Genomic DNA, 24,118 nt, shown 5'->3' with positions numbered 1-24,118 from the left:
ATGATCCTGCGGACCGACGGGTTGGACGTCGGCTATCGCGACCGGGTGCTGGCTCGTGGCCTGCGCCTCACCGCGTCGGCCGGTGAGGTCCTCGCGGTCACCGGACCGAACGGCACCGGGAAGTCCAGCCTGCTGCGCTGTCTCGCCGGACTGCTCCGGCCGCTGGCCGGCCGGGTGCTGGTCGACGGAGCACCCGCCGACGAGCGGTCCCCGGCGTTCCGGCGCACCGTGGCGAGTCTGCTGGAGACCGCCGCCTGGTACCCGAACCTCACCGCCGGCGAACACCTGGAGTTCGTCCGGTACGCCAACCGCCCGGTCGCCACCGACTGGTTCGAGCCGGCCGTGCTCGCCGACCGGCTGGAGGTCACCCGGTTCGCCTCGATGCTGCCCGGACGGCTCTCCAGCGGTCAGCGGCAACGGCTGGCGCTGGCGCTGGTCCTGGCCCGGCCGAGTCGCCTGCTCCTGCTCGACGAGCCCGAGCGCCATCTCGACGAGGCCGGCCGGGCGGCCGTCGGCGCAGTGCTGCGCGACTACGCCCACCGGGGCGGAGCCGTCGTCCTGGCCAGCCACGATCCCGCGCTTGTCGGCGCGGCGCAGGCCCGGACCCTCGACGTGACGGACTGGCAGGAATGACGAACGTCGGCGCGGCCAACTCCGCCCGGGCGGCCCGGGCCTGGCTGCGGGCCCGGCGCCGGTCCCGCGCCGCCAACCGCCTCGAACAGGCCTACCTGGGACTGCTCACCGTCCTGGTCGGCGGCGGGGTGGTGGCCAGCGTGCTGCCGAAACTCGCCAGCAGGTTCGCCGCCGGACCGCCCACGGTTCCCGGCCCGACGACCCTGCTCGCGATCGGCCTGCTCTGGTACGCCGCCGTGCTCGCCGTCGCCGGCCGGTTCGGGCCGTTGGCCGCCGCACCGGCCCAGGTCAGCTGGCTGCTGTCCAGCCCGACCGGACGACGTGGACTGCTCTGGCCCACCGCGCTCGTCGTGCTGGGACTCGCCACCCTCGCCGGCCTGCTGCACGGCACCCTGGTGGCCTGGGCGCTGACCGCGCCGCTGACCATGGTCGTACTCGCCGGTGGGGTCGCCGGGCTCCTCGTCGGCGGAGCCGCCACGCTGGTACCGACCGTGGTCAGCGAGCCGGCGACCGTACTCGACCGGTTCGCGCTGCTGCTCGGTGCCGGTGCGGCGGTGCTGACGATCGTCGACCTGCCGACCCGCGCCGCCACCGTGGTCGGCCGGCTCGGACCCTGGGGCTGGCCGCAGACCGTCGCCGGGGACGGCGGAACGTCGGGTGACTGGCCGTTCGTCGCCGGCCCGCCCGGGTGGCTGGCCGTTCCCGGCGTGGCCGCCGTGCTGCTCGCCGGTCTGGCGCTGGTCCGGCTCGACCGGGTCCGGCTCGCCACCCTCGCCGCCGGTGGCGCCCAGGTACAGACGCTGACCGCCGGTGTGGTCACCCTCGACCTCGGCATCGCGGCCCGGATCGGCGAGGAGCGCCGGTGGGCGGCCCGGGCGCCCCGTCGTACCGGCCTGCTCCGGTTCCCCGGACCGATGGTGGCCCTGGCCCACGACCTGCTGACCCTGCGACGGTCCCCGGAGCGGCTGGCGCTGGCCGGTGCGGCGCTGCTGCCACCGGTCCTCTCCGCCGGCCTCCTCGGCCCCGGTCCGCTGCTCGCCGTGGTGTGGCCGCTCTGCGGCCTGCTCGCCGCCGGGGCGCTGACCGGGAACGTCCGGCGGGACCACGACCTCCCGGCACTGGGCCGGCTGCTCGGCGTGCCCGAGCGGGGCCTGCTGGCCGTCCGGTCGATCGTGCCGGTGGCGGTGGCGACCTGCTGGAGCGCCGGCGCGCTGGCCCTGGTCGCCGGCGCGTTCTCCGCCGCCGTCCTGCCCTGGCTGCTGCTCGGTGGCGCGGCCGGCCCGGCGCTCGCGGCCGGCGCGCTCCGGGCCGCCCGCCGGGGGGCCGTCCGGCACGACCTGCCGCCGATCGTCACCCCGATGGGCTGGGTGCCGACCGCGCCGCTGCACCGGCTGGTCACCGCCGTGGACCTGGGACTGCTCTGCACCGTGCCGACCCTGCTGGCGGTGGTCAGCGGCGACCCGGCGGGCTGGCTGCCGGTACAGCTCGCCGGATCACTGCTCGGCCTGGCCGGCCTGCTCGCCCTGGCCGGGGCCCGGATCTGGCCGGTGCCCCGCTGACGGTCGCCGGTCCGGTCCGCGTCAGCGGCTGGCGAGGTTGGCGTCGAGGAAGGCGGCGGTGACGGCGCGGATGTCCGGACGGTCCAGGTCCAGCGCGTGGCCGCCGTGGGTGACCAGCGAGTGCACCGGATGCCCGGCCCGGAGCAGCGCCGAGGTCAGCGCCAGGGTCTGCCCGACCGGTACGGCGGCGTCCTGCGCGCCGTGCACCAGGAGGACCGGCACCCCGTTACCGAGATGGCGCGACGGGGTGGCGTCCCGGGTTGTCGGATCGTCGGCGGACGGCTCCCGGCCGATCAGGTCCCGCCACGGGTCGTTCCCGGCCCGGGACCGGATCCATTCCTCGTCCAGCGGGTCCACCGGCGCCCAGTACGCCAGTACGCCGTCGACGTCGCCCGGCTCGGCGACCCCGCGCAGCCCCAGGTGCAACGCGAGGTGGCCGCCGGCCGAGTCGCCGGCGACCAGGAACGGCAGACCGGCCGCCCGGGCCCGGGCCAGCGGCTCCCGCGCCGCCGCCCGGATGTCGGCCAACTGTGCCGGCCAGTGCGCCTGGTGACTGAACCGGTAGCTGCCCTGCACCACGGTCAGCCCGTGCTCGCCAAGCGCCGTACCGTCCTCCTCGGACCTGGCCCGCCAGCCGCCGCCGGGCAGCCAGAGCACCACGCCACGTACTTGCGGGTCGGGGTCGTCGGTCCGCCGGGTCGCCGGCCCGGCCGCTGCGCTCGGTGAGGTCATCCGGTCAGCCTGGACGCCGGCCGGCGATCGGCCAAGCGCCGGACCCCGGAGTACGCCGAGAGCGCAACCGGGCCGACTGCGCCGGTGCGTGCCGGTTGCCGCCGCCGAGGTGGATTGTGACCGCTGCGGCACCTGCCGGCGCGGCCGAGCGGTTTCGCCGTGGAGCGGGTAGGTTTTTCTTCGTGGTATCCGTCGCGCTGTTCCGCCCCGTGTGGTGGATGGCGTGCCGGTCGGTGCGGTTCGTGACCGCCCTGGTGCTGATGGCGTTGCTGCTGGGCGCTGGTGGCGCCCGGCCGGGTCAGGCCGCCGGGCCCGGTACGACAGGTGGCACATCCACGATCGCCGCCGAGGCTCCGTCCGGTGTGTCCGGTCGGACGGTCGAGGCGGACCGGGTAGCGGCCACCTCGGCCACCGGTCCGGGCAGTGGCGTCGCCGGCCCGGCCGACCCGGCTCGGGTCGACGCCGGCGAGCCCACGGACCCGACCGGGGCGGACGCTCCGGCGTCGGCCGTCGGGCCGGTCGCCCCGACGGGCCGGCCGGTCGCGTCGGGCGCGCTGCCCGGCGGCGGGGCGGCGACATCGCCGACCGGTGACGCGTACCCACGGACGAGCGGATCGCGCGCACCCCCGACGGGGTAGGTACCGGACGCGCCCCGATGCGGCGTGCCCGGTTCCCGAGCACCCGTCCGTTCGTTTCGTCCACCCCCGTGAGGTGCCGTTGTGGAGAAGCTCTACTACTACTTCCTGGTCGACGTTCCCCGAGCCATGACGATCTGGGTCGTCCTGATGGGGCTGGCCGCGGCCGCCACCGTCGGGCTGCTGATGCGCCCGCGCCCGTCCGGCGCCGGTACGACCGACCCGGCGACCGACGGCGCGGAGCCGGACGGTGCCGTCCCGGCCGGCGGCACTCCGGTGCTGCGGGTCGAGGAGCAACGCCGGCGGGCGCTGGCCTCCCGGGCGCTGGAACTCCACCGGTACGCCGAGGAGGTGACGGTCGCCGCCGAGCGGTCGACCGTCACCGCCCAGCGGCGTCGCGACGAGTGGCTGGCGGCGCAGGAGCAGGCCGAGGCGGCCTGGCAGGCGTACGAGGCGGCGGACGCCGCCGCCCGGCGGGTGGCGGCGGCGGCCGTACTGCCCGAGCCGCGTACCCCACGCACCCCGGCCGAGTACGCCGACCGGGAGCGTTACCTGCACCGGGCCGCGATGGCGGCCTGTACCCGCAAGGAGCTCTCGGTCCTGCAGTTGAGTGACGCGCTGGCCAACCGCAACGGCTGGGATCCCCGGCGGCACCCGGTCGAGCAGGAGATCGTGCTGCGGCGGACCGTCCGGGACAGCCTGTTCGCCGCGCACCGGGCGGCCGCCGAGCGGGAGCGGGCCGCGTGGCGGGACGCGGAGGTCGCCGCCGAGGCGGCCCGTACGCTCCGCGAGGAGGCGTTCGCCGCCGCCGCCCGGGCCGAGGAGTTCCGGCGCTGGCTGCCGTCGTCCGTGCCGTCGACCGGCTCCACGGACGGGCCGACCGGCGGCGCGAACGGGCGGCTGCGTCCCGTGGTCCGCTGGCGGACGGCCCGGGCCGGCTGAGCCGGCCGCCGCCCCGGCCTGTCGTGCCCGGCCTGTCGTGCCCGGCCTGTCGTGCCGGTCCGCCGTCCCCGGGGCGGACCGGGGCAGGTGTCCCGGCCGGGTTCCGCGCTGCTACGGCTCCGGGTCCCGGCCGAGGGCCGACCGTCCGCCGTCCACCGGTACGACGGCTCCGGTGATGAAGGCCGCGTCGGTGGAGAGCAGGTGTGCGACCGAGGCGGCGACCTCCTCCGGCCGGCCCATCCGGCCGACCGGGTGCAGGTCCCGGATCTCCCGCTCGACGCGGCGCGCCACGGCCGGCTCCTGACGGGCCAGGTGGGCGGTGTGCCGCTCGGTCTCGATCGAGCCGAGGGCGACCGCGTTGACCCGGATGCCGTACCGGCCGTACTCCACGGCGAGGGCGCGGGTCAGGCCCTCGATCGCGGCCTTCGCCGTCGCGTACGGCAGGCAGCCCGGCACCGGACGCTGGGCCTGGTGCGAGGAGACGTTCACGATCGCCCCGGCGGTGCCGGCGGCGAGCAGGTGGCGGACGGCCGCCGCGCAGCCGACGACCGTGGCGTCGAGGTTCAGCGCGATGAGGTCGAGGATCCGCCGGGCCGGGGTGTCGTGGACGGAGGCGTCCCGGAACACGGCGGCGTTGTTGACCCAGCCGGTGAGGGTTCCGCCGGCGCCGGCCAGTTCGGCCGCCCGGGCCGCGACGGCCTCGTCCGCGGCGTCGCCGGTCACCGCGACCAGCCGACGTGCCGCCGGGTGCGCGGCGAGCCAGGCCAGTGCCGCCGGCTCGCGCTCGATCACCACGACGTGGTTGTCGTCGCCGAGGAGCCGTTCGACCACGGCCCGCCCGATTCCCCGGCCTCCGCCGGTGACCACATAGGACCGGGTGGGCTCGGTGCGGTCGGGGGAGTGCGGCATCGGTCCACCGTACCGGCCGGGTGGGTGGTCCGCTGGCGTCCGTCAGTCGGGCGCCTTCTTCGGTACGACGTTGCGGAACCGTTCGTGCGCCGACTGCCGGCTGATGCCGAGCGCGCCGCCGATCTCGGCCCAGGAGAGTCCCGCCTCGCGGGCGGCCGCCACCGCCCGTTCGATCAGCGGTCTCTGCCAGCGTTCGACCTCGGCGAGCAGGCCGAGCGCCTGCAGCGGCCAGGTCGGGGCCAGTTCGGCGATGTTGTCCCGGAGGGTGTCGGAGCGGGTCACCAGCCAGCCGGGCGGGGTGGCGGCCCAGAGCGGCTTCATGTGCGCCGAACCCCACTCGGAGGTGGCCATCCAGGTGCCCTCGTCGGCGGCCGGGTAGTCGGTGTCGCCGACCCAGCCGCACGAGCACCGGGCCCGGTAGCCGACGGTGCCCTCGGGCCGTTCGGCGGCGGTGCTCAGGGTGCCGTCCGGTAACCGGAACCCGAGCAGGTTGTGGTGGCCCGGAACCAGTTCCTCCTGCATCCGTTCAGCATATTGCTGTCAGGGTTGCCTGACATCTAGCGTCAGAATATCCTGACGCAACTTCCGGGGGCGCGGGTGACGCGGCCCGGAGTCGAGTCGTGGACGGAGAACGGCATGACAGTGGTCAGTGGCACCGCGGCCCCCGGTTTCGAGCCGGTACGGGACGCGTTCGTCGAGAACTTCCGCGCCGGTACGGAGGTCGGCGCGGCGGTCAGCGTCTACCGGCACGGGCGGGAGGTGGTGCATCTCTGGGGCGGGGTCGCGGATCCGGACACCGGCCGGTCCTGGCGGGAGGAGACCCTGCAGGTGGTCTATTCGGCGACCAAGAGCGTGCCGGCGGCCTGCGCGCACCTGCTGGTCCAGCGGGGTCAGCTCCGACTGGACGCCCCGGTCGCCGACCACTGGCCGGAGTTCGCGGCGGCAGGCAAGAGCGACCTGCCGGTCCGTTGGCTGTTGTCCCACCAGGCCGGCCTGCCGGTGCTGGACCGTCCGGTGCCCCTGGCCGACGCGCTGGCCTGGGAGCCGATCGTCGCCGCACTCGCCGCCCAGGCGCCGGTCTGGGAGCCGGGCGCCGCGCACGGCTACCACGGACTGACGTACGGCTGGCTGGTCGGCGAGGTGGTACGCCGGGTCTCCGGACGCGGCGTCGGGACGTACTTCGCCGACGAGATCGCCAAACCGCTCGGCCTGGACTTCTGGATCGGGCTGCCCGACGCCGAGGTGCACCGGGTCAGCCGGCTCGTCGAGGCGCCGGTCGAGCCGCCCGCCGAGCCGCTGTCGGCGGAGCTGCGGGAGACGCTCGCCGCGTACACCGATCCGGGCTCGCTGCTGGTCCGGTCGGTCGCGGTGACCGATCCGCCGCTCGACCTGGCCGACCCGGCCACCTGGTCGGCGGAGATCCCGGCGGTCAACGGCATCTGTACGGCCCGGGCCCTCGCCCGGTTCTACGCCGGGTTGATCGGCGAGGTCGACGGGATCCGGATCCTCGACGCCCCGACCCTCGCCGCCGCCACCGTCGAGCAGGCGCACGGTGTCGACCGGGTACTGGGGATGCCGACCCGGCCGGCCCTCGGTTTCGGCCTGCCCCTGCCCGACCAACCCTGGTGGTCGCCGACCGCCTTCGGCTTCCCCGGCCACGGCGGTTCGCTCGGGTACGCCGACCCGGCCAGCGGCGTCGCGTTCGGCTACGTGACGAACAACCTGAGGGTCACGACGACCCCGGACCAGCGGACGGTCAACCTGGTCGGCGCACTCCGGTCGGCACTGGCGGCGGTCTCCCGCTGACCGATCCCGGATTGCCGGGGGCGGCTCGGCGTCGCCCGGCTCCGGCCAGTCCCCGACGCCGGCGGGGGCCGGGTCACCGCCGCCGTCCGCGTGCTGCGGATCACCGCCTGATCCGGTACGGGACAATGAGCAACCGGAAAGATCACTGAAGGTAGGTCATGAGCACCGAGAACACCTGGCTGACCCGGCGGACCGGCATCACGCCGACCGCCGCGCCGACCGACAGGCTCAGCCCGAAGAGCGTGCTGGACGAGACGACCCGGCCGACCGCCCCCGAACCCCCGGACGAGGTCGAATTCACCGCCCGCGGCCGGTACGCCGGTCGGCACCTCGTCGACGTACACGACCACTACCGGGCCGAGCTACGTCAGGTGCGGGACATCCTCCGGCAGGTGAAGGAGGGGACGACCCAGCTCGGCGACGCGCGCAGCCAGATCAACCTGATGACCATCCGGGCCAACGACTGGACCCTCGGCGGGGTCTGCCAGGCCCAGTGCCGGTCGCTGACCACCCACCACACGATGGAGAGCGACGGCATCTTCCCGTACCTGCGGCAGCGTCAGCCGGACCTGGCCGCCGTACTGGACCGGCTGCACGAGGAGCACCTGGCGATCCACCACGTGCTGGAGGGGATCGACGCCGCCCTGGTGCACCTCGCCGCCAACCCGACCGACTACGGGCCGATCACCGAGGCGATCGACCTGCTCACCGACACCCTGCTGTCGCACTTCGCCTACGAGGAACGGGAACTCGTCGGCCCCCTGGCCCGGCACGGCTTCTTCGCCGGCCAGCTCTGAGCGGTCGGACGGGGCCCTTCCCACACCAGAGACGAGAGGAAAGGCCCCGTCCGTTCAGAGCAGGGTGCTGGCGGTCTGTTCGGCCTGGGAGAGCGCCTCGGCCGTCCGCTCGGAGCGCCGGCCGCCCGCGCTGGCCAGGCGACCACTCCCGCCCGTACCGCCACCGATCGTCCGGGCCGCGTCGAGGAGCACCTGCCGGGCCTGTAGCCCCCGGTCCAGCAGGGGACGGCTCAGGCCGGCGACGAGCTGGCCCTTCCCGCCGTGTCGGGTGGCCAGGACCGCGACCAGCGGCTGCGTGTCCGGGGCACGGTCCAGCAGCGACGTCACGACCGAACGCAACTCGGCCGGGGTGAGGTCGTCGCGGAGCGCGGTCACCAGCCACCCGTCGCCGACCGTGCGGCGTCGGCCGAGCAGGGTTCCGGTGAGCGTGTCCAGTTCCCGGTCCCGGTGCCGGCGCAGCGTCCGCTCGGCCTCGGTGAGCGCGTCGAGGCGCCGGGCCAGGGTCGGCACCAGCTCGTCCGGCGGCGTACCGACCAACCGGGTCACCTCGGCGAGCAGCCGCCGCTCGGTGTCCGCGTACCGCAGCGCGTCCCGGCCGGTCAGCGCCTCGATCCGGCGCAGCCCGGCACCGACCGACGACTCGGCGACGATCCGCACCGGACCGGCCTGGGTGCCGTGCCCCACGTGCGTACCGCCGCACAGCTCCCGGGACGCGTCGCCGATGTCGATGATCCGGACCTGCTCGCCGTACCGGTCGCCGAAGAACGCGAGCGCACCGGCCGCCTCCGCCTCGGCCCGGCTCGCGTGCCAGACCCGGACCTCCGGATCGTCCAGCAGGTAGTCGTTGACCAGAGCGCCGATCGTGGCCAGCTGGCTCTCGTCGACCGGCGAGAAGTGGGTGAAGTCGAACCGCAGCCGGCCGGGCGCGACCAGCGAGCCCTGCTGCCGGGCGTGCCCGCCGAGGGTACGGCGGAGCATCGCGTGCAGGACGTGGGTCGCCGAGTGGGAGCGGGCCACCGCCGCCCGGCGCTCACCGTCCAGGGTCGCCTCGACGGTCCGGCCGGGCCGCAGTTCCCCGTGCCGGACCAGCCCGTGGTGGACGTGCAGCCCGGTGACGCCGTACCGGGTGTCGGTAACCTCCACGAGCGTGCCGTCGGGCAGGCGTACCGTGCCGGTGTCGCCGACCTGGCCGCCGGACTCGGCGTAGAACGGGCTGTGCCGCAGCACCAGCTCGACCCGGTCGCCCTCACCGGCGACCTCGACCGGCCGCCCGTCGACAAGTACGGCGAGCAGGTCGGTTCCGGTGGAGATGGTGGACCCGGTGAACAGCTCCGGATAGCCGACGAAGACGGTCGGTCCGTGCCGCCCCAGCAGTTCCCGGTACGTCTCCTGTCGACGCAGGGTCTGCGCGTTCCGCTCCCGGCCGCCGCCCCGGCCACGGCGGCGCTGTTCGTCCAGCAGGGTCGCGTACCGCTGCTCGTCCACGGTCAGCCCGGCCGCCTGGGCGATCTCGACGGTCAGTTCGACCGGGAAGCCGTACGTGTCGTGGAGTTCGAACGCGGTCTCGCCGTCCAGCCGGGTCACCCCGGTCCGCCGCGCCCGCCCGATCGCCGCGTCCAGCAGCCGACCGCCCTGGCGGAGCGTACCGTCGAAGGTCTCCTCCTCGCGGGCGGTGACCGCCGCGACGAGTTCCCGCCGGGCGTCGAGTTCCGGCCACGCGCCGCCGAGGTTGTCGACCACGGAGCCGGTCACCGCGGTCAGCACCGGTTCGGTGATGCCGAGGGTACGGGCGTGCCGGATCGCCCGGCGCATCAGCCGGCGCAGTACGTAACCGCGCCCCTCGTTGCCGGGCAGCACCCCGTCGGCGATGAGGAACGCCACGGTCCGGGCGTGTTCGGTGACCACCTGGAAGGAGACGGACTCCGGACTGCCGTCGTGGCCCGGGAACGGCCGCCCGGCGAGTTCCTGCACCAGGCGGAGGGTGGGGCGGAGCAGGTCGGTCTCGCAGACCGTGCCGACGTCCTGGAGGATCGCCGCGAGGCGGTCCATCCCGAGTCCGGTGTCGATGTTGCGGGTCGGCAGGTCGCCGAGGACCGGGAAGCCGTCCTTGCCGTCGCCCTCGCCCCGCCGGTGCTGCATGAAGACCAGGTTCCAGAGTTCGAGGTAGCGCTCGTCGTTCACCGCCGGGCCGCCGTCGACGCCGAACGCGGGACCCCGGTCGTAGCAGAGTTCGGCGGACGGGCCGGACGGGCCGGGTACCCCCATCGACCAGTAGTTGTCGGCCATCCCGAGGCGCTGGATCCGGGACTCCGGTACGCCGATCCGCCGCCACAGGGTCGCCGCCTCGTGGTCGTCGTGGTGGACGGTCGCCCAGAGCCGTTCGGGGTCCAGCCCGTAGTGCCGGGTGAGCAGTTCCCACGCGTACGCCATCGCCTCGGCCTTGAAGTAGTCGCCGAAGGAGAAGTTGCCGAGCATCTCGAAGAAGGTGGCGTGCCGGGCGGTCCGGCCGACGTTGGTGATGTCGTTGGTCCGGACGCACTTCTGCACGCTGGTCAGCCGGCTGTGTGGCGGCCGTTCCTCGCCGAGGAAGTACGGCTTGAACTGGTTCATCCCGGCGATGGTGAGCAGCAGCGTCGGATCGGTGGGGATCAGCGGGGCCGACGGGACCTGCCGGTGGCCACGGTCGGTGAAGTAGTCGAGGAAGGTCTGACGGATGTCGGTGGATCGCATGGCACTGTCCTTGTCGGACGGTGGCGAACGCGCACCGGAGCCCGTCCGGTCGATGACCGGGGTACGGGTCCTCGCGGTGTCCGTCCAGGGCACGTTCGCACGGCTGACGGGGCCGGGGAAGCGGGTACGCCGAGCCGGGCCGAGGGGGTCAGGCGAGGACGCTGTCCTCGTTCCCCAGCTCGGCGTGGCTAGCTCGCCGTCCTGTCGTGCCCATCCGTGTCTCTCCGGTCGACTCGTGCCGGCGGCTCCGCTGCCCGGGCGCCCCGTAGAAGAGGGCAATGTCCCGGCGGGGCCGACGGCCTTTGCGGAGATCATATCTCGGGCCGGTGACGGACCGCGACCCTGATCCGGCGGCCGGATCGAGTCAGTCGTCAAGGGTTCCTTGACGGGGCAGCTTGTCAGGTCTAGCCTGACGGAATGGACGAACTTGTGGCGACGGCGCTGCGCCTCGACGTGACCGACGCGGCGCAGGCGTGTGTCAACACCGCCGTGAACGAGGCCAGCCGGCAGGCGGAGCTGCTGATCGGCCCCCGGCCGCTGCCCGGCACCCCCGAGTGGGTGGCGGAGCAGGGCGGCGAGGTGGGGCGGCAGCGGGAGGTCGCCGGCCAGTTGCTGCACTTCCGGATCCTCCTGGCGGCCGGGGTCGACCCGTTGGCCAGTGTGGTCGGCCTGCGCCGCTGGGGGATCACCTGGGAGTTGATCGCCCGGGCCGCCGGGGTGAGCCGTCAGGCCGCGCACGAGCGCTGGGGACGCCGGGTCCGCCAGATTCTCGACCCGTACGGGACGGGGGAGCCGGGTGGGCCGGTGCCGGACGACGAGGCGGATCTGATGTAGTGGGATGACGGTGTAACCCTACAGGGGTTATACTGGTCTCCCAGCCTGGCGCGGCGAGGAGGCACGACCATGCCGAAGATCAACGTGTATCTGCCGGACGAGTTGGCGGAGGCGGTGAAGGCCTCCGGCGTACCGGTCTCGGCGGTCTGCCAGCGCGCCCTGGAGCAGGCGGTACGCCGGGTCTCCGCGATCCGGGAGACCGTGCTGGTCGACCTCGACGACGCCGACCTGGCCGCGCGGCTGCCACGGTTCACCGAACGGGCCCGCACGACGGTCAGACTCGCGATCGAGCGGGCCCGGGCGGACGACGTTCCCGGCGTCGGCACCGGCCACCTGCTCGCCGGCCTGCTCGCCGAAGGCGGCAACCTCGCGTTGCACGTACTGCGGGTCGAGGAGATCGAGCCGGAGCGGGTGGCGCAGGCCCTCGCCGGCCGGTCGACGCCGGAACCGGGCCTCGACCCGGGGAGCTCGCCGCACTTCACCAGCCCGGCGGCCAACGCCCTGGAACTCGCGGTCACCGAGGCGACCGCGTTCGGCCACAACTACGTCGGCTGTGAGCATCTGCTGCTCGGCCTGGTCGGTGAACCGGAGGGCAACGCCGGGCAGGTGCTCCGCTCGCTCGGCGCCGAACTGCGGCTGACCCGCCGGGCCGTCGCCGCGGCCCTGGCCGGTTACGTGCACCTGCGGGCCCAGACCGGACAGTCGGCCGCTGCCGCCGGTCCGGGCGCCGGCCCGGGGTCCGCCGGCGGTGCGGCGCCGGCCACCGGTCCGGCGGCATCGGCCGGGGTCGGCCCGGTGCCGCCGACGGGGGTCGGCATCGACCCGACGCGAATCGCCAACATGCTGACTGCGGCGATCCGGCAGGAACTCCAACCCGTCGTGGCCCGCCTCGAACGCCTCGAGCAGCGGGCCGGCCTGACCACCGAGGACTGACCGTGCCCGCCCGACCCGACCGGTGGGTGTGGTGGCGGACGGTCCGGGCCGGTCCTGCGGCGCTGCTGCTGTTCCTGCTGCTCGTGCTGCCGTTGTTGACCGAACGGCCGTAGCGCCGGACCGGAGATCGGATACCGATGAGAGAGGAGCCGGACGTGGAGAGCCAGGTGCTGTTGCTGGCGACCGGGGACACCATCGCGTACTCGACGGGAGTGGGTCGGGAGGGGGTCGCGTCCGGCGCGCAGCTGCTCGCCGACGTACCACAGTGGTGGCGCGCGGCGCGGGTGGTCGTCGAGGACGTACCGGCCGAGCCGAGCTGGGACATGTCGACCGCGACCATGCTGGCCCTGGCCCGCCGGGCCCGGGCCGCGCTGGTCGACGACGGTTTCGACGGGGTGGTGGTCAGCCACGGCGCGGACACCCTGGAGGAGACCGCGTACCTCAGCGACCTGCTGGCCGGGCCGGCGGTGTCGCGCGGGACGATCGTTTTCACGAGTGCGGTACGCCAGCGTGACGCGCTCTCCGCCGACGGCCCGCGCAACCTGGCCGGGGCGATCGCCGCGGCCGTGGATCCGGCGCTGCGCGGAGCCGGTGTGCTGGCCTGCCTCGACGACGAACTGCACGCGGCGCGCTGGGTCGGCCGGGTCGACGCCACCACGGTACGGGGCTTCTCCTCGGCGCCGTACCCGCTGCTCGGACGGGTGGTCGACGCCGGCGGCGAACAGGCTGGCCTCCGGGTGGAAGCGCTCGGCGGCCCGCCGCCCCGGCCACCCGCCGGGTACGGCGAGCCGGAGACCGGGGTCGCGGTGGTCAGGACGTATCCGGGCATGGGTGCCGAGCAGCTCACCGCGGTTGTCGACGCGGGCGCGCGGGGTGTCGTACTGGAGGGGACCGGTTCGGGCAACATCCCGGTCAGCCTCTTCGCCGCGATCGGTGACCTGCTGGAGTGGGACATCCCGGTGGTGGTCGCCTCGGTGTGCCGTACCCGGGAGGTCGACCTGACGGAGCTGCCGCCACCGGCCGGGCTCGCCGGCCGGCTGGGAGCCATCGGCGCCCGGGGCCTGCCCGCCACCAAGGCCCGGTACGCCCTGATGGTCGCGCTCGGCGGGGCGACCCGGTTCGGCGGCGGTGTGGCGGCGGCCCGGGACTGGTTCGGCCGGATCGAGCCGACCGGACCTGCGGCGGGTGGGCAGCCGGGCTGAGCATCACGCGGCGGGCATCGCGCGGGGTCGATGCCCGGCCACGGCGGTCGCGTAGGCTGCTCCGGTGACGACCGGTACGGCACCGCAGGCTCCAGGGGAAGGGCGGGGTCGGGTGCTCACGGTCGCGAAGATCGCCCGGCTGGCCGGGGTCTCCGCGCCGACGGTGTCCCGGGTCCTCAACGGACAGACCGGGGTGGCGCTGGAGACCCGGGAACGGGTCGAGGCGGTGCTGCGCGAGCACGGCTACCGGCGTCCGGGCGGGGCCAGCTCCATCGCCGTACTGGAGTTGGTCTTCCACGCGCTGGACAGCCTCTGGGCGTTGGAGATCATCCGGGGCGTGGAGAAGGTCGCCCGCGAGCACGACCTGGCCGTTGTGCTGACCGAGATGCAGGGCCGGCTCACGCCGGGACGGGCCTGGACCGAGCAGGTGCTGACCCGTCGCCCGACCGGCGTGATCGCGGTCTTCTCCGAACTGACCGTCGCCCAGCAGTCGCAGTTGGCCACCCGGTCGATTCCGCTGGTTGTCCTCGACCCGACCGGTGAGCCGCTGCACCAGACGCCGTCGGTCGGGGCGACGAACTGGAACGGCGGTCTGGCCGCCACCCGGCACCTGCTCGACCTCGGCCACCGGCGGATCGCGATGCTCAGCGGGCCGACGGCGTGGCCCTGCTGCCGGGCCCGGCTCGACGGCTACCGGGCCGCGATGGACGCCGCCGACGTACCGGTCGACCCGGAGCTGGTCCGGATCAGCACCCTGTACGTCGAGGGCGGGCTGGCCGACGGCCGGGCGTTGCTGCGGCTGCCGGATCCGCCCACGGCGATCTTCGCCGCGAACGACCTGCAGGCGCTCGGGGTGTACGAGGCGGCCCGGCGGGAGGGCGTCCGGATCCCGGAGGAGTTGAGTGTGGTCGGCTTCGACGACCTCTCCTTCAGTCGGTGGTCCGGGCCGCCGATGACCACGGTTCGCCAACCGCTGGAGCGGATGGGGGCGACCGCTGCCCGCATGATCATCGAGTTGGCGGCGGGTCGGCCGCTCGAGCAGCACCGGGTGGAACTCGCCACCGAGTTGGTGGTACGGGAGAGCACCGCGTCGCCGTCCGGGTGCTGAGCAGCTGGATCGGTCGCCGGACCGGGTGCGGATCGGCCGCCTCGTCGGACGGTGTCAGCCGGACCGCGGACCAATCTCATAGTCAGATACGTCTATCTATTGTGCGCCGAAACATTCCGATCCATACTTCGAAATGTTTCGGGTTGATGGTCGGCCGATGACCGCCTCGTTGCCCCGACGGCCGCCCGTCCCACGGCGACCCTCGGCTCGACCCGGTGGTCGACCGTTGCCGGCGGCTCAGGCATGAGGAAGGAACAGAACGGATGAGAAGGCTCCTGCAAGCGATCGGCGCCGCCGGGGTGGCGGTGGCCATGGCGGTCCTGGGCCTGGTGGTCGCCACCCCGGCATCGGCGGCGACCCTGACCGAGGTGACCAACTTCGGCACCAACCCCAGCAACCTGCGGATGCACCTCTACGTGCCGGACCGGCTCGCGGCGCGACCCGGGATCCTGGTGGCCATCCACTACTGCACCGGCACCGGCCAGGCGTTCTACTCCGGCACCCAGTACGCCTCCCTGGCGGACCGGTACGGCTACATCGTCATCTACCCCACGGCCACCCGGAGCAGCCAGTGCTTCGACGTCTACTCGCCACAGGCGCTGCGCCGCGACGGCGGTAGTGACCCGGTCGGCATCGTCTCCATGGTCCGGTACGTCCAGCAGCGCTACAGCACCGACACCTCGCGGGTCTTCGCCACCGGTACCTCCTCCGGCGCGATGATGACAAACGTCCTGCTCGGCAACTACCCGGACGTCTTCGCCGCCGGAGCCGCCTTCGCCGGCGTGCCGCACAGCTGCTTCGCCACCAACGGATCGGGGGAGTGGAACAGCCAGTGCGCCAACGGTCAGATCATCCGCAGCGCCCAGGAGTGGGGTAACGCGGTCCGCTCCGCGTACCCCGGCTACACCGGTCGCTACCCCCGGATGCAGCTCTGGCACGGCACCAACGACGAGACGCTGCGCTACCCGAACTTCGGCGAGGCGATCAAGCAGTGGACCAACGTCCACGGCCTGAGCCAGACGCCGACCTACACCGACACGCCGCAGTCCGGCTACACCCGCACCCGGTACGGCGGCAGCGGGCCCCAGGCGCCGGTCGAGGCGATCAGCATGCAGGGTGTGTCGCACAACCTGCCGGTCAACGCGGCCGAGGCGATCCGGTTCTTCGGCCTGGACCAGACGAACCCGCCGACGAACCCGCCGACCACCCCACCCACCAACCCGCCGACCACTCCGCCCACGAACCCCCCGACCACTCCGCCGACCACTCCGCCCACGAACCCGCCGTCGGGTTGTGCGGTCAGCTACGTCGTCAACGCCTGGAACACCGGCCTGACCGCCTCGGTGACCATCGCGAACCGGGGAACCAGCGCGATCAACGGCTGGAGCCTCGCCTTCACCCTGCCGTCGGGCCAGACCATCACCTCGGGCTGGAACGCCTCGTACAGCCCGACGAGCGGAGCGGTGACCGCACGCAACGCCAGCTACAACGGCACCATCGCGCCGAACTCCTCGGTGAACATCGGCTTCCAGGCCACCCACACCGGCAACACCGGCCGACCCGGCTCCTTCACGCTCAACGGAGCCACCTGCACGGTGAGCTGATCCCGGTTCCCGGCGGCGCCGTCCCCGCGCCGCCGGGCCGACCGGCCACGGACACCGCGCGGGGCGGTGGAGGTGGTGCCGCCGGCACCACGGCGCGTCCGGCCAGGACACCGGTCACCGGCGGCGGTATCGGACCGTCCGGGCGTACGGGGTGAAACCGAGGGCGGCGTAGACCTGCCTCGGTACCGGGTAGTCGTCGTCACCACGGGAACTGACCAGGGCGGTACGGGCACCCGCCTCGCGGAACGCTCGCAGCACGGCCTCGATCGTGGCCCGGGCCAGCCCCTGACCCCGGAACTCGGCGAGCGTGCCGACCGGCTCCAACACGCCGACCCGGTTGACCTCGTCATACCAGCCCAGGCAGTAGGCGAGAAAACGACCGTCGGGGGCCTCGACCACCATGTCGAACTCACCGCGGTACGGCCAACCGGCGCTGACGTTCCGGAAACGCTCCTCGGTCACCTGGGAGGGGTGCCAGACCTCGCGGTGCACGGCGGTGCGGCGGACCAGGTCGGCTTCGCCGCGTACCGGTCGTACCGTCAGCCCGGCCGGCAGCCGCGGCACCGGAGGCAGTTCGTCGAGGTCCCGGCGGTGGGCCAGCAGGAAGGTCCCGCCGTGGTCGGCGGTGTGACCACGCCGGAGCAACGCCGCGACCAGATGCCGCTCGGTGTCGAGCACGGTGACCGTCAGCGGCCCGGTCGTGACGGTGCCGGCCCAGTCCAGCACCTCGTCGACCAGGTCAGGACGCGCCGGATCGACAAGCAGTGACAGTTCGTCCTCCGGCCGGACGACCCAGCCCCAGGCCAGCACCGAGCCGTCCGCCTCCCAGAGCGCCATCGGCCACTCCGGTCGGCCGTCCGGCACCTGGCCCAGGTTCCACGCCAGCTCCCCGACGTGCCATCGGCCGCCCGGTGACCAGATCCGTTGGGCGAAGCCGTACAGCGCCGGCAGATCCGCCGCCCCGGCAACGTCGCGTCGCATCCGGACAACCTTCGTCGGGGTCGGGCCGGTTCCGCAACCCGGTTCTCCGGTACGCCCTGCCGGGCCGCCGGCGGCCCGGCACCGTCGACCCGTCGACGCCGGACCGGGCGGCTGTCCGCAAGACGCGACCTGGCAGGCTGGGCCGGTGCGACGCCTGCTGGACACCGCGACCCTGGAATCGTCGGCGGTGGTGGCGAACTCGGCGATGAACCGGGAGCGGCAACTCGACGGGGTCAACAGCTACGCCCGCGAACTCGGCTTCAACCCGCTCGACTGGCTTCTCGACCGTGCCGGCGACAAGCCTGACGGCGTCGGTTGGCTCGACCTGTGCTGCGGCAGCGGGCGGGCACTGATCCGGGCCGCGGCCCGGCTGCACCGGCTCGGCCGGACGGGTGCGGTGACGCTGGCCGGGGTGGATCTCGTCGACCACTTCGACCCGCCCGGCACTGCCGGGCTGCCACCCCGACTGGTCTGCGCATCCGTCGCCGACTGGACGCCGAACCGACGATTCGACCTGATCACCTGCGTACACGGGCTGCACTACGTCGGAGACAAGCTGGGCGTACTGGCCCGGGCCGCCGGTTGGCTCACCGAACACGGTCGGCTCGTGGTCGACCTGGATCTCGACGCGGTACGGCTGGCCGACGGCCGGCCCGCCGGGGCCCGGCTGACCCGGCTGCTCCGGGCCGCCGGCTTCACCGTCGACCGGCGTCGTCGCCGGGTCAGCCGTACCGGACCGGCGACGATCTCCCTCCCGTACCGGTATCTCGGTGCCGACGACCGGGCCGGACCGAACTACACCGGCCAACCGGCGGTCAACTCGTACTACATCGAGAGCTGACGTCGACCGGTCAACCTGCCGCGTCGCGGCGGGCCCGGGCCCGCCGCCGACCCTCGTGCATCGCCTGGACCCGGGGGATCGGAATAGTGTGCCCCTCCGCGACCAGGTCGGCATCGAGCCGCTGCGGCCCGGGCATCCGCTCCACCCACGGGTCGGCACCGTCGAGCAGCGCCGGCACGGTACGCAGGGTGAAGTCGGCCGGTGTGACGGAATCCAGGTCCGCCCAGTCCACCGGGAACGACACCGGCACCCCGGGCCGGATCCGTGGACTGTAGGCCGCCACCACGGTCGCCCCGCCGACCCGGGTCGGATCGAGGAAGACCCGCCCGCCCCGGTCGTCGCGGATGAAGGCGGTGGTCGCCAGCGCCGGGTCGAGCCGTTCCGCCCGGGCCGCGAGCGCCCGGGTCGCCGCCGCCACGTCGTCCATCGCCGTCGCCGGATCCACCGGTACGAAAATGTGCAGTCCCTTCGCCCCGCTGGTCTTCACCACCCCGGTCAGGCCGACCTCGGCCAGCGCCCGGCGGACGAGTTCGGCGGCCCGGACGACCAGCGGGAACCGGCCGCCCTCCGGCGGGTCGAGATCGAGCACCAGGTGCGTCGGCCGGCTCGGGGCGTCGGCCCGGACCAGGGCCGGGTGGTACTCCACCGCGCGCTGGTTGGCGAACCACAGCAGCGTACGCCGGTCGTTGCAGAGCGCGTACGACACCTCGCGCCGGGACGTCTCCGCCCAGAGCGACACCGTCGACACCCACTCCGGGGTGTACCTCGGCACATTCTTCTGCATGAACGGTGCCTGACCCCCGAGCACCCGGACCACCGACAGCGGCCGGTCCCGCAGCTGCCCGACCAGCTGCCCGTGGACGGCGTCCAGAAAGTCGACCAGCTCACGTTTGCTCGCCTCGGCACCGTCGAAGAGCGGCTGGTCGAGATTGGTCAGCGTAACCCCGTCGCGTACCTCGTCCGCAGCCGCCATCAGGTCACCTTGCCGGGGTAGGGCCGCCCGGTCAACCCGACCCGGCGTAGCGGCGGTGGAAAGGACGGTACGACGCAGGTTCAGCCGGGGACGAGGGTCACCTGGGCGCCGGACTCGTCGTGCCGGACGCTGATCCGGCCGGTCAGGCCGGCGAGTTCACCCGTACCAGTGCCTCCGCGTACCTGACCGTCGAGAACGGTCGGGCCTGGCTCTACGGGCCACCCCGACGCAGGTTCGAGCGGGTGCTCGCCGACGCCGGACGGGTCGTCGGCCTCGGGCCCGGCTGGGTGGTCCGGCGCTGCCGGCTGCCGGAGGCGGCGTTGTACGCCACCGAGGGTGGGCCGGTCGACTGGGTCGGACTCGCCGCCGACCTCGGCTACTACGACCGGGCACATCTGGTGCGGGACCTCACCGCCGCCGTGGGCGTACCGCCGGCCCGCTACACCGACTGCTCCGTCTGAGGCTGCCCGTCGGGGACGGTTTCACAGATCCACCAACACCCTGGAGGATCCGGGCAGAGCGCCGTCCGGTCGCCCCGTTACCAGCGCGGACAGTATGCGGTGCCGGGAGCTTTTGCCTGCGGTTGACTGTTCCAAGAGGCGGGCCGGTATTTTCAACAGCAGTCGGGCCGCGATCCCCATCTCGTCGGCCGCTGACGACAGAAGGTGGGCGAGGGCTGCGGCACGTTGTATCAAAGACGCATAGGCGGTAGCTCCGTGTCGACAGACCTCCGTCTGCAGGTCGGCTCCGATCAGAACGAATGTGAGGTCTCCCGGGACGATTCCCGACAGGGCGCCCCGGAGCGCGGCACGGGGTACGGGATCCTGTTGGACGCGGGTCCGTCCGGCGTACGCCCCATCCTTGACCCGAACCTCGCTCAACTCCTCATCGCCATCCCAGCAGTACAAGACCAAACCATCGACGACCGACGGTGCGACCTGCCGAACGGTGGCCATCGCCGTGCCGAACCAGGACTCGAACGTTGACGGAGCGTTCGAGGGCAGGCCGGTGACAGGCGGTCTCCTCGTCTGAGCCGAACCAGCCTCGTCGCCGACCACGGCATCGAAATCGAGGATCGCGAGCACGTCTTCGCCGGCAGCCAGATCGAGGACGGAGCGTGCGGACGCTGTCGACCAGTCGGACGGGACAGCTGGTCGCAGCCCCAACTGGGATCCGCTGTGTAGCAGTTGGGCCAACAGGAATCCCGCATCGTGAAGCACGACACGTCGGCCGAACCGTCCGAAGGTCACTTCGGCCGCCGTGAAGTTTCCGGTAACGCAGAGGCTGAAGCCGGTCGTCGGTTGACTTCTGTCGCCGACCGGCCACCGGAGAGGGAAGAGGTCGCCCTCATAGGGATCATAATGAGCTCCGCCGCCGAGGAGGGCACACTGCTCCAGGGGAAGCGCGTAGACCGAGGCCGTTCCTATTCCTTCCACGGTCGGCAATCTCCGGTACCGGAGTTCGCTGACCTTGCCATGACTCGTCGTGACGTCAGCCTCCAGCGCCATACCCAGTAGCGACAGCAGCTGTCCGGGGATCTCCGCCCCGTGCGCTTCCGCGAGGTGCCGCAACGGTGGCATGTTGAAGTGCCTCCGTCGGAAAATAGACTGATTCCTGACGGACAGCCACTGCTCCACCCGACCAACGCGCCCCATCGGAATCTCGACGCTTTTCTCGTAGGTCCAGGCACGTTGCGCGGTGGCGTGCGGCGTCTCGCCATCCCTCGTGGGTACCCCGCACCCGGGACAGGTCATGTCGCCTCTCGGGAGCGCCAGATCAGATTGCCCCGTTCGCGGGTCATAACGAACCGAAGTCGTCAGGATCTCACATGGGTGAAGACCGCCCAGATAGGAGAGAACAGCGGCAGACACGATACCGCTTCCCACGGACCTGGCCGCTCGTGGCGCGTCGACCCAGTCACGCCCGTTGGAGTGGGGACCGCAGCAGCCACGACAACGCCCGACGCCGCCTTCCAGCACCGGCCCTACGACAATCTCCTCGCCGTTCCAGATGGCTGGCAGCACCGCGACCTCACCACCGGCGGCACCCGCCGTGGTTCCGCCGGTCGGCCAGGTCAGGTCCACGATCAAATCCAATGGGCGGGGAGGTGCGGCCTCGCCGTCCACCGGTGGCGTGGACACTCCCCGAAGGCGCGACCTGCCGACGCCGGAGCCCTCCAACGCGCGGACGATCTGCCCACCCATCCACGGGTCGCCGACGATCACCACGTCGGCTTCCGCAAGCCTGTGCCGAACGCCTTCCACGAGATCCGCCGCGTAACGGCCCCGCAGACTCACCAGATAGTCGTTCGTCCGGTCCGGTCGCCTCTCCAGCGCGGCCCTGTCTCCGGATTCGAGGAGCCCGGAACCCGTCAGCAACTCGACAACGTCCAGCAGCTCGGAGTCATCAGCCGAGTCGGGCCTCGAATCCATGACGACCTCGCCGGCCACCTCGCCCGACGACGCGTGTTTCAGAATGCTGATCGCCCTCCTGTCGCGTATCCGGACCCTCAGGCCGGGCTTCTCGGCAACGAGATGGTCATCCACCTCTCTCAGGAACACACCTGGGCTCAGCGCCAGGCGGCGCAGGATGGTCATCATTTCTCCCACAGGTCTCGGTACAGCCGAAGCAGCTGCGCATTGCCACGCCCAGCGCTGGCCGGGCGCGTACACCGTGGGCAGTCATGGACAGCCGTCAGGGCCTCAGCCCGCACCTTGAGCCCGTTCACGTGGAGCAGGTACACCGACCGGGGGCGACCACGCCCGGTGGGCTCCAGTAATCCGGAGAGCAAGCCGGCCACCGTGTAGGCCAGGTGTCGAGGTATACCTTCGACATGGTCTCCGCGCACGGGCACGTCGACACCGCGCAGAGGTACCTCGGTTCGCCCGTGCTGCTTCAGGCGGACCTGTAGACACAGGTAGCAGGGGCCGTCGTCCGGAACGACGTGGGGTCCGACGAACACGTACGGATAGGCGTAGCCCACGAAGCACCACGGGACGCTGAGGCGATGACTGGCGGCGTCGAACGCGTGCACCTGTCGCCAGTCGAAGCGGGAAGTGACGAGGACCGTTGTCCTCCCTGCCGCCATCACCGCGCCCGGGTTGTCCGCGCATTCTGACAGCGCCACGAGGCGGGTTTCGTACGCGGTGTCGAGTGTCTCCGCCACAGCGGCGGCGACCAGAGCGCCGAAGCTCCCGTCGAAGACGAGCTGGACGGGCGCTTCCGATGGCGTGGGATTCATTCAGGACACCGGAAGCGGATAGGGATTCAGCTCCGACTCGGGCCGCACGACGTGGTTGAGGAAACGTGGGAGTTCGTAGAGCCTTGTAGAGCCCCGGTACTGGGCACGTGGCCATACGGACAGCGGTTGCGCCTGCGGGACGATCACCTTGACGCAGGCGAGGCCGGCGTCGGCGACCTCTCGAGTGGTCATATCGACGGCGTAGACCGAACAACCTCTGGCAGACAGCCGCTCCAGCACGTGTTTCAGCGCCCTCCGTGGGTCCAGGTCGCTGTCGCCGCGTGGCTCCGCTCTTCTTCTGTCGCGGTAACCGCTGACGAGAAAGTCGAAGGCGGGTCGCCTGGCGCGCATTCCGGTGTAGGCCGCGCCGGAGTTGATGTCGGCAAACCTCTCGTGGGCGTCACCGGGCTCGCTCGCTTCAATGGCCGGAGTAAACCGCGAGCACTCCAGTATGGACTTGAGTGCCGCATTCTTCTGGTTCAGATCGCAGGCGGTGGCCGTGGTCTGAGCAGTATGCCTACCGTGAGGTGAGAACTGCGTACACCACACCACGGGAATTCCGACATCCGTCGTGGCGTCGAAGAGGAAGGTCTGAACCCCGCGCTCGTCGAACCAGCCGACGATTTCCCTCGCCTCGTCGCCGAGGAATCCGTCGTCGAGGACCGGAATCGGCATCTGCTGAAGCCACACAATGGAGCACGCGTCGCGCTCGATTACTTCACATAGTGCGGCGAGCAGCGCCTTCTCCAACGTTTCGTGTATGGCGGTGCCCGTTGAGAAGGGTAACCAGAACCGCTCTGTCCGCAGCCTGTCGGTGAGGGCGTACGCCATCACCGCGGGCACCATGACCTCGCCGCCACCGCACAGATCGACGCCCCGGGTCCATCGAATCACCTCGTCTTTGCTCGGCCTGTCCAGGAAGCCGCCCGACTCCGCTATCTCCTGCTCCGAGAACGTCGCCAACTCGTCCAGGTCCAGTGCGTCAGAACCCAGGTCTGTGGCTCGTGCGCGAGTGAATCCGTCGGTATCGTAGATCAGGGCCGCATACCGCTCCAAGCCTTCACAGATTGCGACCCGGGCCGCATGAGCCGGGTCGTCCCAGGCGTGGCCGCTTCCGACGGCGACAACCTTTCCCGACCCCGACCGGCGTACCTGGTTGACGTCGCCGGTGAGGCTGTTGTACGCCCTGATCCTGGGCGGCCGCCAACCCCCCCAGTACTCCGGTCCGTGCACGCCGAGAACACCGGCCCAACCCACGAAGTCGTCGAGTCGCAGCCCCGCCGGTGTTTCCTCGCCACCATCCCATCGAACGTTCTCGACCCGTGACTCGTCGGGTCGATGACCGGAACTGCCACCCGCCCGATCCACCCGCAACTGCTCCCTCCGCGACCCGTACGTCGGCTGGACAGCCGCGCGATTCACCGTCTCTGATGTGTGAGGAGTACATCAGTTGGTCGGTGAGCGTCGCAAGGTCTCACCGGACGCGCTCTGCCCCGACTCCCGGTCGTCGATGCCCACTGCTGGCGGAGACGTGACTGATCAGGTGCTCGTCGGCGGGTTGGTTTGACCTGCGCCGTCTGGTCTGGATCATGGTGGGGTGTCCGGAACGCCATCCGTCGTGGAGCTGCTTGAGCGGCTTGCCGGCTTGGAGGCGCGGA

The 24,118-nt window shown here is 72.4% G+C and carries 22 protein-coding genes; 13 read left to right on the top strand and 9 right to left on the bottom strand.

Annotation, left to right across the window (positions count from 1 at the left end):
* Positions 1-633 carry an ABC transporter ATP-binding protein gene (locus ABGB21_RS28205; protein ID WP_347680340.1) on the top strand — a complete coding sequence of 211 codons (633 nt, stop codon included), beginning with the start codon at positions 1-3 and terminating at the stop codon, positions 631-633.
* Positions 630-2,192 carry a DUF6297 family protein gene (locus ABGB21_RS28200; protein WP_347680338.1) on the top strand — a complete coding sequence of 521 codons (1,563 nt, stop codon included), beginning with the start codon at positions 630-632 and terminating at the stop codon, positions 2,190-2,192. The genes ABGB21_RS28205 and ABGB21_RS28200 overlap by 4 nt, the downstream gene beginning before the upstream one ends.
* A gap of 21 nt (positions 2,193-2,213) precedes the next feature.
* On the opposite strand, the gene ABGB21_RS28195 is transcribed toward ABGB21_RS28200, so the two are convergent.
* Complete coding sequence (locus ABGB21_RS28195; RefSeq protein ID WP_347680336.1) at positions 2,214-2,924, bottom strand: alpha/beta hydrolase; 711 nt, start codon at positions 2,922-2,924, stop codon at positions 2,214-2,216.
* 233 nt (positions 2,925-3,157) lie between these two features.
* Here ABGB21_RS28195 and ABGB21_RS28190 point away from each other — a divergent pair, with 233 nt between their 5' ends.
* On the top strand, positions 3,158-3,562 hold the full coding sequence (locus ABGB21_RS28190; RefSeq protein WP_347680334.1) for a hypothetical protein: 405 nt from the start codon (positions 3,158-3,160) through the stop codon (positions 3,560-3,562).
* A gap of 81 nt (positions 3,563-3,643) precedes the next feature.
* Positions 3,644-4,501, top strand: a complete 858-nt coding sequence (locus ABGB21_RS28185) for a hypothetical protein (RefSeq protein WP_347654850.1) — start codon at positions 3,644-3,646, stop codon at positions 4,499-4,501.
* 111 nt (positions 4,502-4,612) lie between these two features.
* Here the strand turns inward: ABGB21_RS28185 and ABGB21_RS28180 are convergent, their stop codons facing one another.
* Positions 4,613-5,410: an SDR family oxidoreductase gene (locus ABGB21_RS28180; protein ID WP_347680332.1), complete on the bottom strand. Its 798-nt coding sequence runs from the start codon at positions 5,408-5,410 to the stop codon at positions 4,613-4,615.
* Between the two features lie 42 nt (positions 5,411-5,452).
* Entirely contained in the window at positions 5,453-5,932 is a 480-nt protein-coding gene (locus ABGB21_RS28175; RefSeq protein ID WP_347680330.1) for a hypothetical protein, read from the bottom strand.
* 114 nt (positions 5,933-6,046) lie between these two features.
* Between ABGB21_RS28175 and ABGB21_RS28170 the strand changes: the two genes are divergently transcribed.
* Entirely contained in the window at positions 6,047-7,216 is a 1,170-nt protein-coding gene (locus ABGB21_RS28170) for a serine hydrolase domain-containing protein (RefSeq protein WP_347680328.1), read from the top strand.
* A 158-nt stretch (positions 7,217-7,374) separates the two neighbouring features.
* A complete protein-coding gene (locus ABGB21_RS28165; protein ID WP_347654853.1) occupies positions 7,375-8,013 on the top strand; it encodes a hemerythrin domain-containing protein in 639 nt (212 codons plus the stop codon).
* A 54-nt stretch (positions 8,014-8,067) separates the two neighbouring features.
* Here the strand turns inward: ABGB21_RS28165 and alaS are convergent, their stop codons facing one another.
* Positions 8,068-10,743 carry an alanine--tRNA ligase gene (alaS, locus tag ABGB21_RS28160; RefSeq protein WP_347654854.1) on the bottom strand — a complete coding sequence of 892 codons (2,676 nt, stop codon included), beginning with the start codon at positions 10,741-10,743 and terminating at the stop codon, positions 8,068-8,070.
* 417 nt (positions 10,744-11,160) lie between these two features.
* Between alaS and ABGB21_RS28155 the strand changes: the two genes are divergently transcribed.
* From ABGB21_RS28155 to ABGB21_RS28135, 5 genes are all read left to right on the top strand, one after another.
* The gene (locus tag ABGB21_RS28155) at positions 11,161-11,577 is read left to right on the top strand and encodes a hypothetical protein (RefSeq protein WP_347654855.1); all 417 of its coding nucleotides are present in this window, start codon (positions 11,161-11,163) and stop codon (positions 11,575-11,577) included.
* Between the two features lie 69 nt (positions 11,578-11,646).
* Positions 11,647-12,510: a Clp protease N-terminal domain-containing protein gene (locus ABGB21_RS28150; protein WP_347654856.1), complete on the top strand. Its 864-nt coding sequence runs from the start codon at positions 11,647-11,649 to the stop codon at positions 12,508-12,510.
* A gap of 137 nt (positions 12,511-12,647) precedes the next feature.
* On the top strand, positions 12,648-13,712 hold the full coding sequence (locus ABGB21_RS28145; protein ID WP_347654857.1) for an asparaginase: 1,065 nt from the start codon (positions 12,648-12,650) through the stop codon (positions 13,710-13,712).
* 64 nt (positions 13,713-13,776) lie between these two features.
* Positions 13,777-14,820: a LacI family DNA-binding transcriptional regulator gene (locus tag ABGB21_RS28140; protein WP_347654858.1), complete on the top strand. Its 1,044-nt coding sequence runs from the start codon at positions 13,777-13,779 to the stop codon at positions 14,818-14,820.
* A gap of 263 nt (positions 14,821-15,083) precedes the next feature.
* Entirely contained in the window at positions 15,084-16,424 is a 1,341-nt protein-coding gene (locus tag ABGB21_RS28135; RefSeq protein ID WP_347654859.1) for a PHB depolymerase family esterase, read from the top strand.
* A gap of 114 nt (positions 16,425-16,538) precedes the next feature.
* Here ABGB21_RS28135 and ABGB21_RS28130 read toward each other — a convergent pair whose 3' ends face one another.
* Positions 16,539-17,405, bottom strand: coding sequence for a GNAT family N-acetyltransferase (locus ABGB21_RS28130; RefSeq protein WP_347680326.1), 867 nt, complete (start codon positions 17,403-17,405; stop codon positions 16,539-16,541).
* A gap of 145 nt (positions 17,406-17,550) precedes the next feature.
* Here ABGB21_RS28130 and ABGB21_RS28125 point away from each other — a divergent pair, with 145 nt between their 5' ends.
* On the top strand, positions 17,551-18,246 hold the full coding sequence (locus ABGB21_RS28125; protein WP_347680324.1) for a methyltransferase domain-containing protein: 696 nt from the start codon (positions 17,551-17,553) through the stop codon (positions 18,244-18,246).
* Positions 18,247-18,256: 10 nt separating this feature from the next.
* Here ABGB21_RS28125 and ABGB21_RS28120 read toward each other — a convergent pair whose 3' ends face one another.
* Complete coding sequence (locus ABGB21_RS28120) at positions 18,257-19,219, bottom strand: ATP-dependent DNA ligase (protein ID WP_347680322.1); 963 nt, start codon at positions 19,217-19,219, stop codon at positions 18,257-18,259.
* 119 nt (positions 19,220-19,338) lie between these two features.
* On the opposite strand from ABGB21_RS28120, the gene ABGB21_RS28115 reads away from it, so the two are divergent.
* Positions 19,339-19,680: a hypothetical protein gene (locus ABGB21_RS28115; RefSeq protein WP_347680320.1), complete on the top strand. Its 342-nt coding sequence runs from the start codon at positions 19,339-19,341 to the stop codon at positions 19,678-19,680.
* A 21-nt stretch (positions 19,681-19,701) separates the two neighbouring features.
* Here ABGB21_RS28115 and ABGB21_RS28110 read toward each other — a convergent pair whose 3' ends face one another.
* Genes ABGB21_RS28110 through ABGB21_RS28100 form a run of 3 tightly spaced genes read right to left on the bottom strand, consistent with a single transcriptional unit; the run spans position 19,702 to position 23,828 of the window.
* Positions 19,702-21,816 (bottom strand): hypothetical protein, encoded by a 2,115-nt coding sequence (locus ABGB21_RS28110; RefSeq protein ID WP_347680318.1) that lies wholly within the window; start codon positions 21,814-21,816, stop codon positions 19,702-19,704.
* Positions 21,816-22,460: a TOMM precursor leader peptide-binding protein gene (locus tag ABGB21_RS28105; RefSeq protein ID WP_347654864.1), complete on the bottom strand. Its 645-nt coding sequence runs from the start codon at positions 22,458-22,460 to the stop codon at positions 21,816-21,818. Before ABGB21_RS28105 ends, ABGB21_RS28110 begins: the two co-directional genes overlap by 1 nt.
* Entirely contained in the window at positions 22,461-23,828 is a 1,368-nt protein-coding gene (locus tag ABGB21_RS28100; protein ID WP_347680316.1) for a YcaO-like family protein, read from the bottom strand.
* Positions 23,829-24,118 lie beyond the last annotated feature (290 nt).

This window comes from Plantactinospora sp. B24E8, assembly GCF_039871735.1.
Taxonomy (GTDB): Bacteria; Actinomycetota; Actinomycetes; order Mycobacteriales; family Micromonosporaceae; genus Plantactinospora.
Note: the sequence above shows the minus strand (reverse complement) of the source record. Positions and strands in the feature narration are given on the sequence as shown.

What these genes read in the sequence shown, in the direction of transcription:
- ABGB21_RS28205 (WP_347680340.1), top strand. Translation starts at nt 1, where the DNA reads ATGATCCTGCGGACCGACGGGTTGGACGTCGGCTATCGCGACCGGGTG.
- ABGB21_RS28200 (WP_347680338.1), top strand. Translation starts at nt 630, where the DNA reads ATGACGAACGTCGGCGCGGCCAACTCCGCCCGGGCGGCCCGGGCCTGG.
- ABGB21_RS28195 (WP_347680336.1), bottom strand. Translation starts at nt 2,924, where the DNA reads ATGACCTCACCGAGCGCAGCGGCCGGGCCGGCGACCCGGCGGACCGAC.
- ABGB21_RS28180 (WP_347680332.1), bottom strand. Translation starts at nt 5,410, where the DNA reads ATGCCGCACTCCCCCGACCGCACCGAGCCCACCCGGTCCTATGTGGTC.
- ABGB21_RS28175 (WP_347680330.1), bottom strand. Translation starts at nt 5,932, where the DNA reads ATGCAGGAGGAACTGGTTCCGGGCCACCACAACCTGCTCGGGTTCCGG.
- ABGB21_RS28170 (WP_347680328.1), top strand. Translation starts at nt 6,047, where the DNA reads ATGACAGTGGTCAGTGGCACCGCGGCCCCCGGTTTCGAGCCGGTACGG.
- ABGB21_RS28165 (WP_347654853.1), top strand. Translation starts at nt 7,375, where the DNA reads ATGAGCACCGAGAACACCTGGCTGACCCGGCGGACCGGCATCACGCCG.
- alaS (WP_347654854.1), bottom strand. Translation starts at nt 10,743, where the DNA reads ATGCGATCCACCGACATCCGTCAGACCTTCCTCGACTACTTCACCGAC.
- ABGB21_RS28155 (WP_347654855.1), top strand. Translation starts at nt 11,161, where the DNA reads ATGGACGAACTTGTGGCGACGGCGCTGCGCCTCGACGTGACCGACGCG.
- ABGB21_RS28150 (WP_347654856.1), top strand. Translation starts at nt 11,647, where the DNA reads ATGCCGAAGATCAACGTGTATCTGCCGGACGAGTTGGCGGAGGCGGTG.
- ABGB21_RS28145 (WP_347654857.1), top strand. Translation starts at nt 12,648, where the DNA reads ATGAGAGAGGAGCCGGACGTGGAGAGCCAGGTGCTGTTGCTGGCGACC.
- ABGB21_RS28135 (WP_347654859.1), top strand. Translation starts at nt 15,084, where the DNA reads ATGAGAAGGCTCCTGCAAGCGATCGGCGCCGCCGGGGTGGCGGTGGCC.
- ABGB21_RS28130 (WP_347680326.1), bottom strand. Translation starts at nt 17,405, where the DNA reads ATGCGACGCGACGTTGCCGGGGCGGCGGATCTGCCGGCGCTGTACGGC.
- ABGB21_RS28120 (WP_347680322.1), bottom strand. Translation starts at nt 19,219, where the DNA reads ATGGCGGCTGCGGACGAGGTACGCGACGGGGTTACGCTGACCAATCTC.
- ABGB21_RS28110 (WP_347680318.1), bottom strand. Translation starts at nt 21,816, where the DNA reads ATGACCATCCTGCGCCGCCTGGCGCTGAGCCCAGGTGTGTTCCTGAGA.
- ABGB21_RS28105 (WP_347654864.1), bottom strand. Translation starts at nt 22,460, where the DNA reads ATGAATCCCACGCCATCGGAAGCGCCCGTCCAGCTCGTCTTCGACGGG.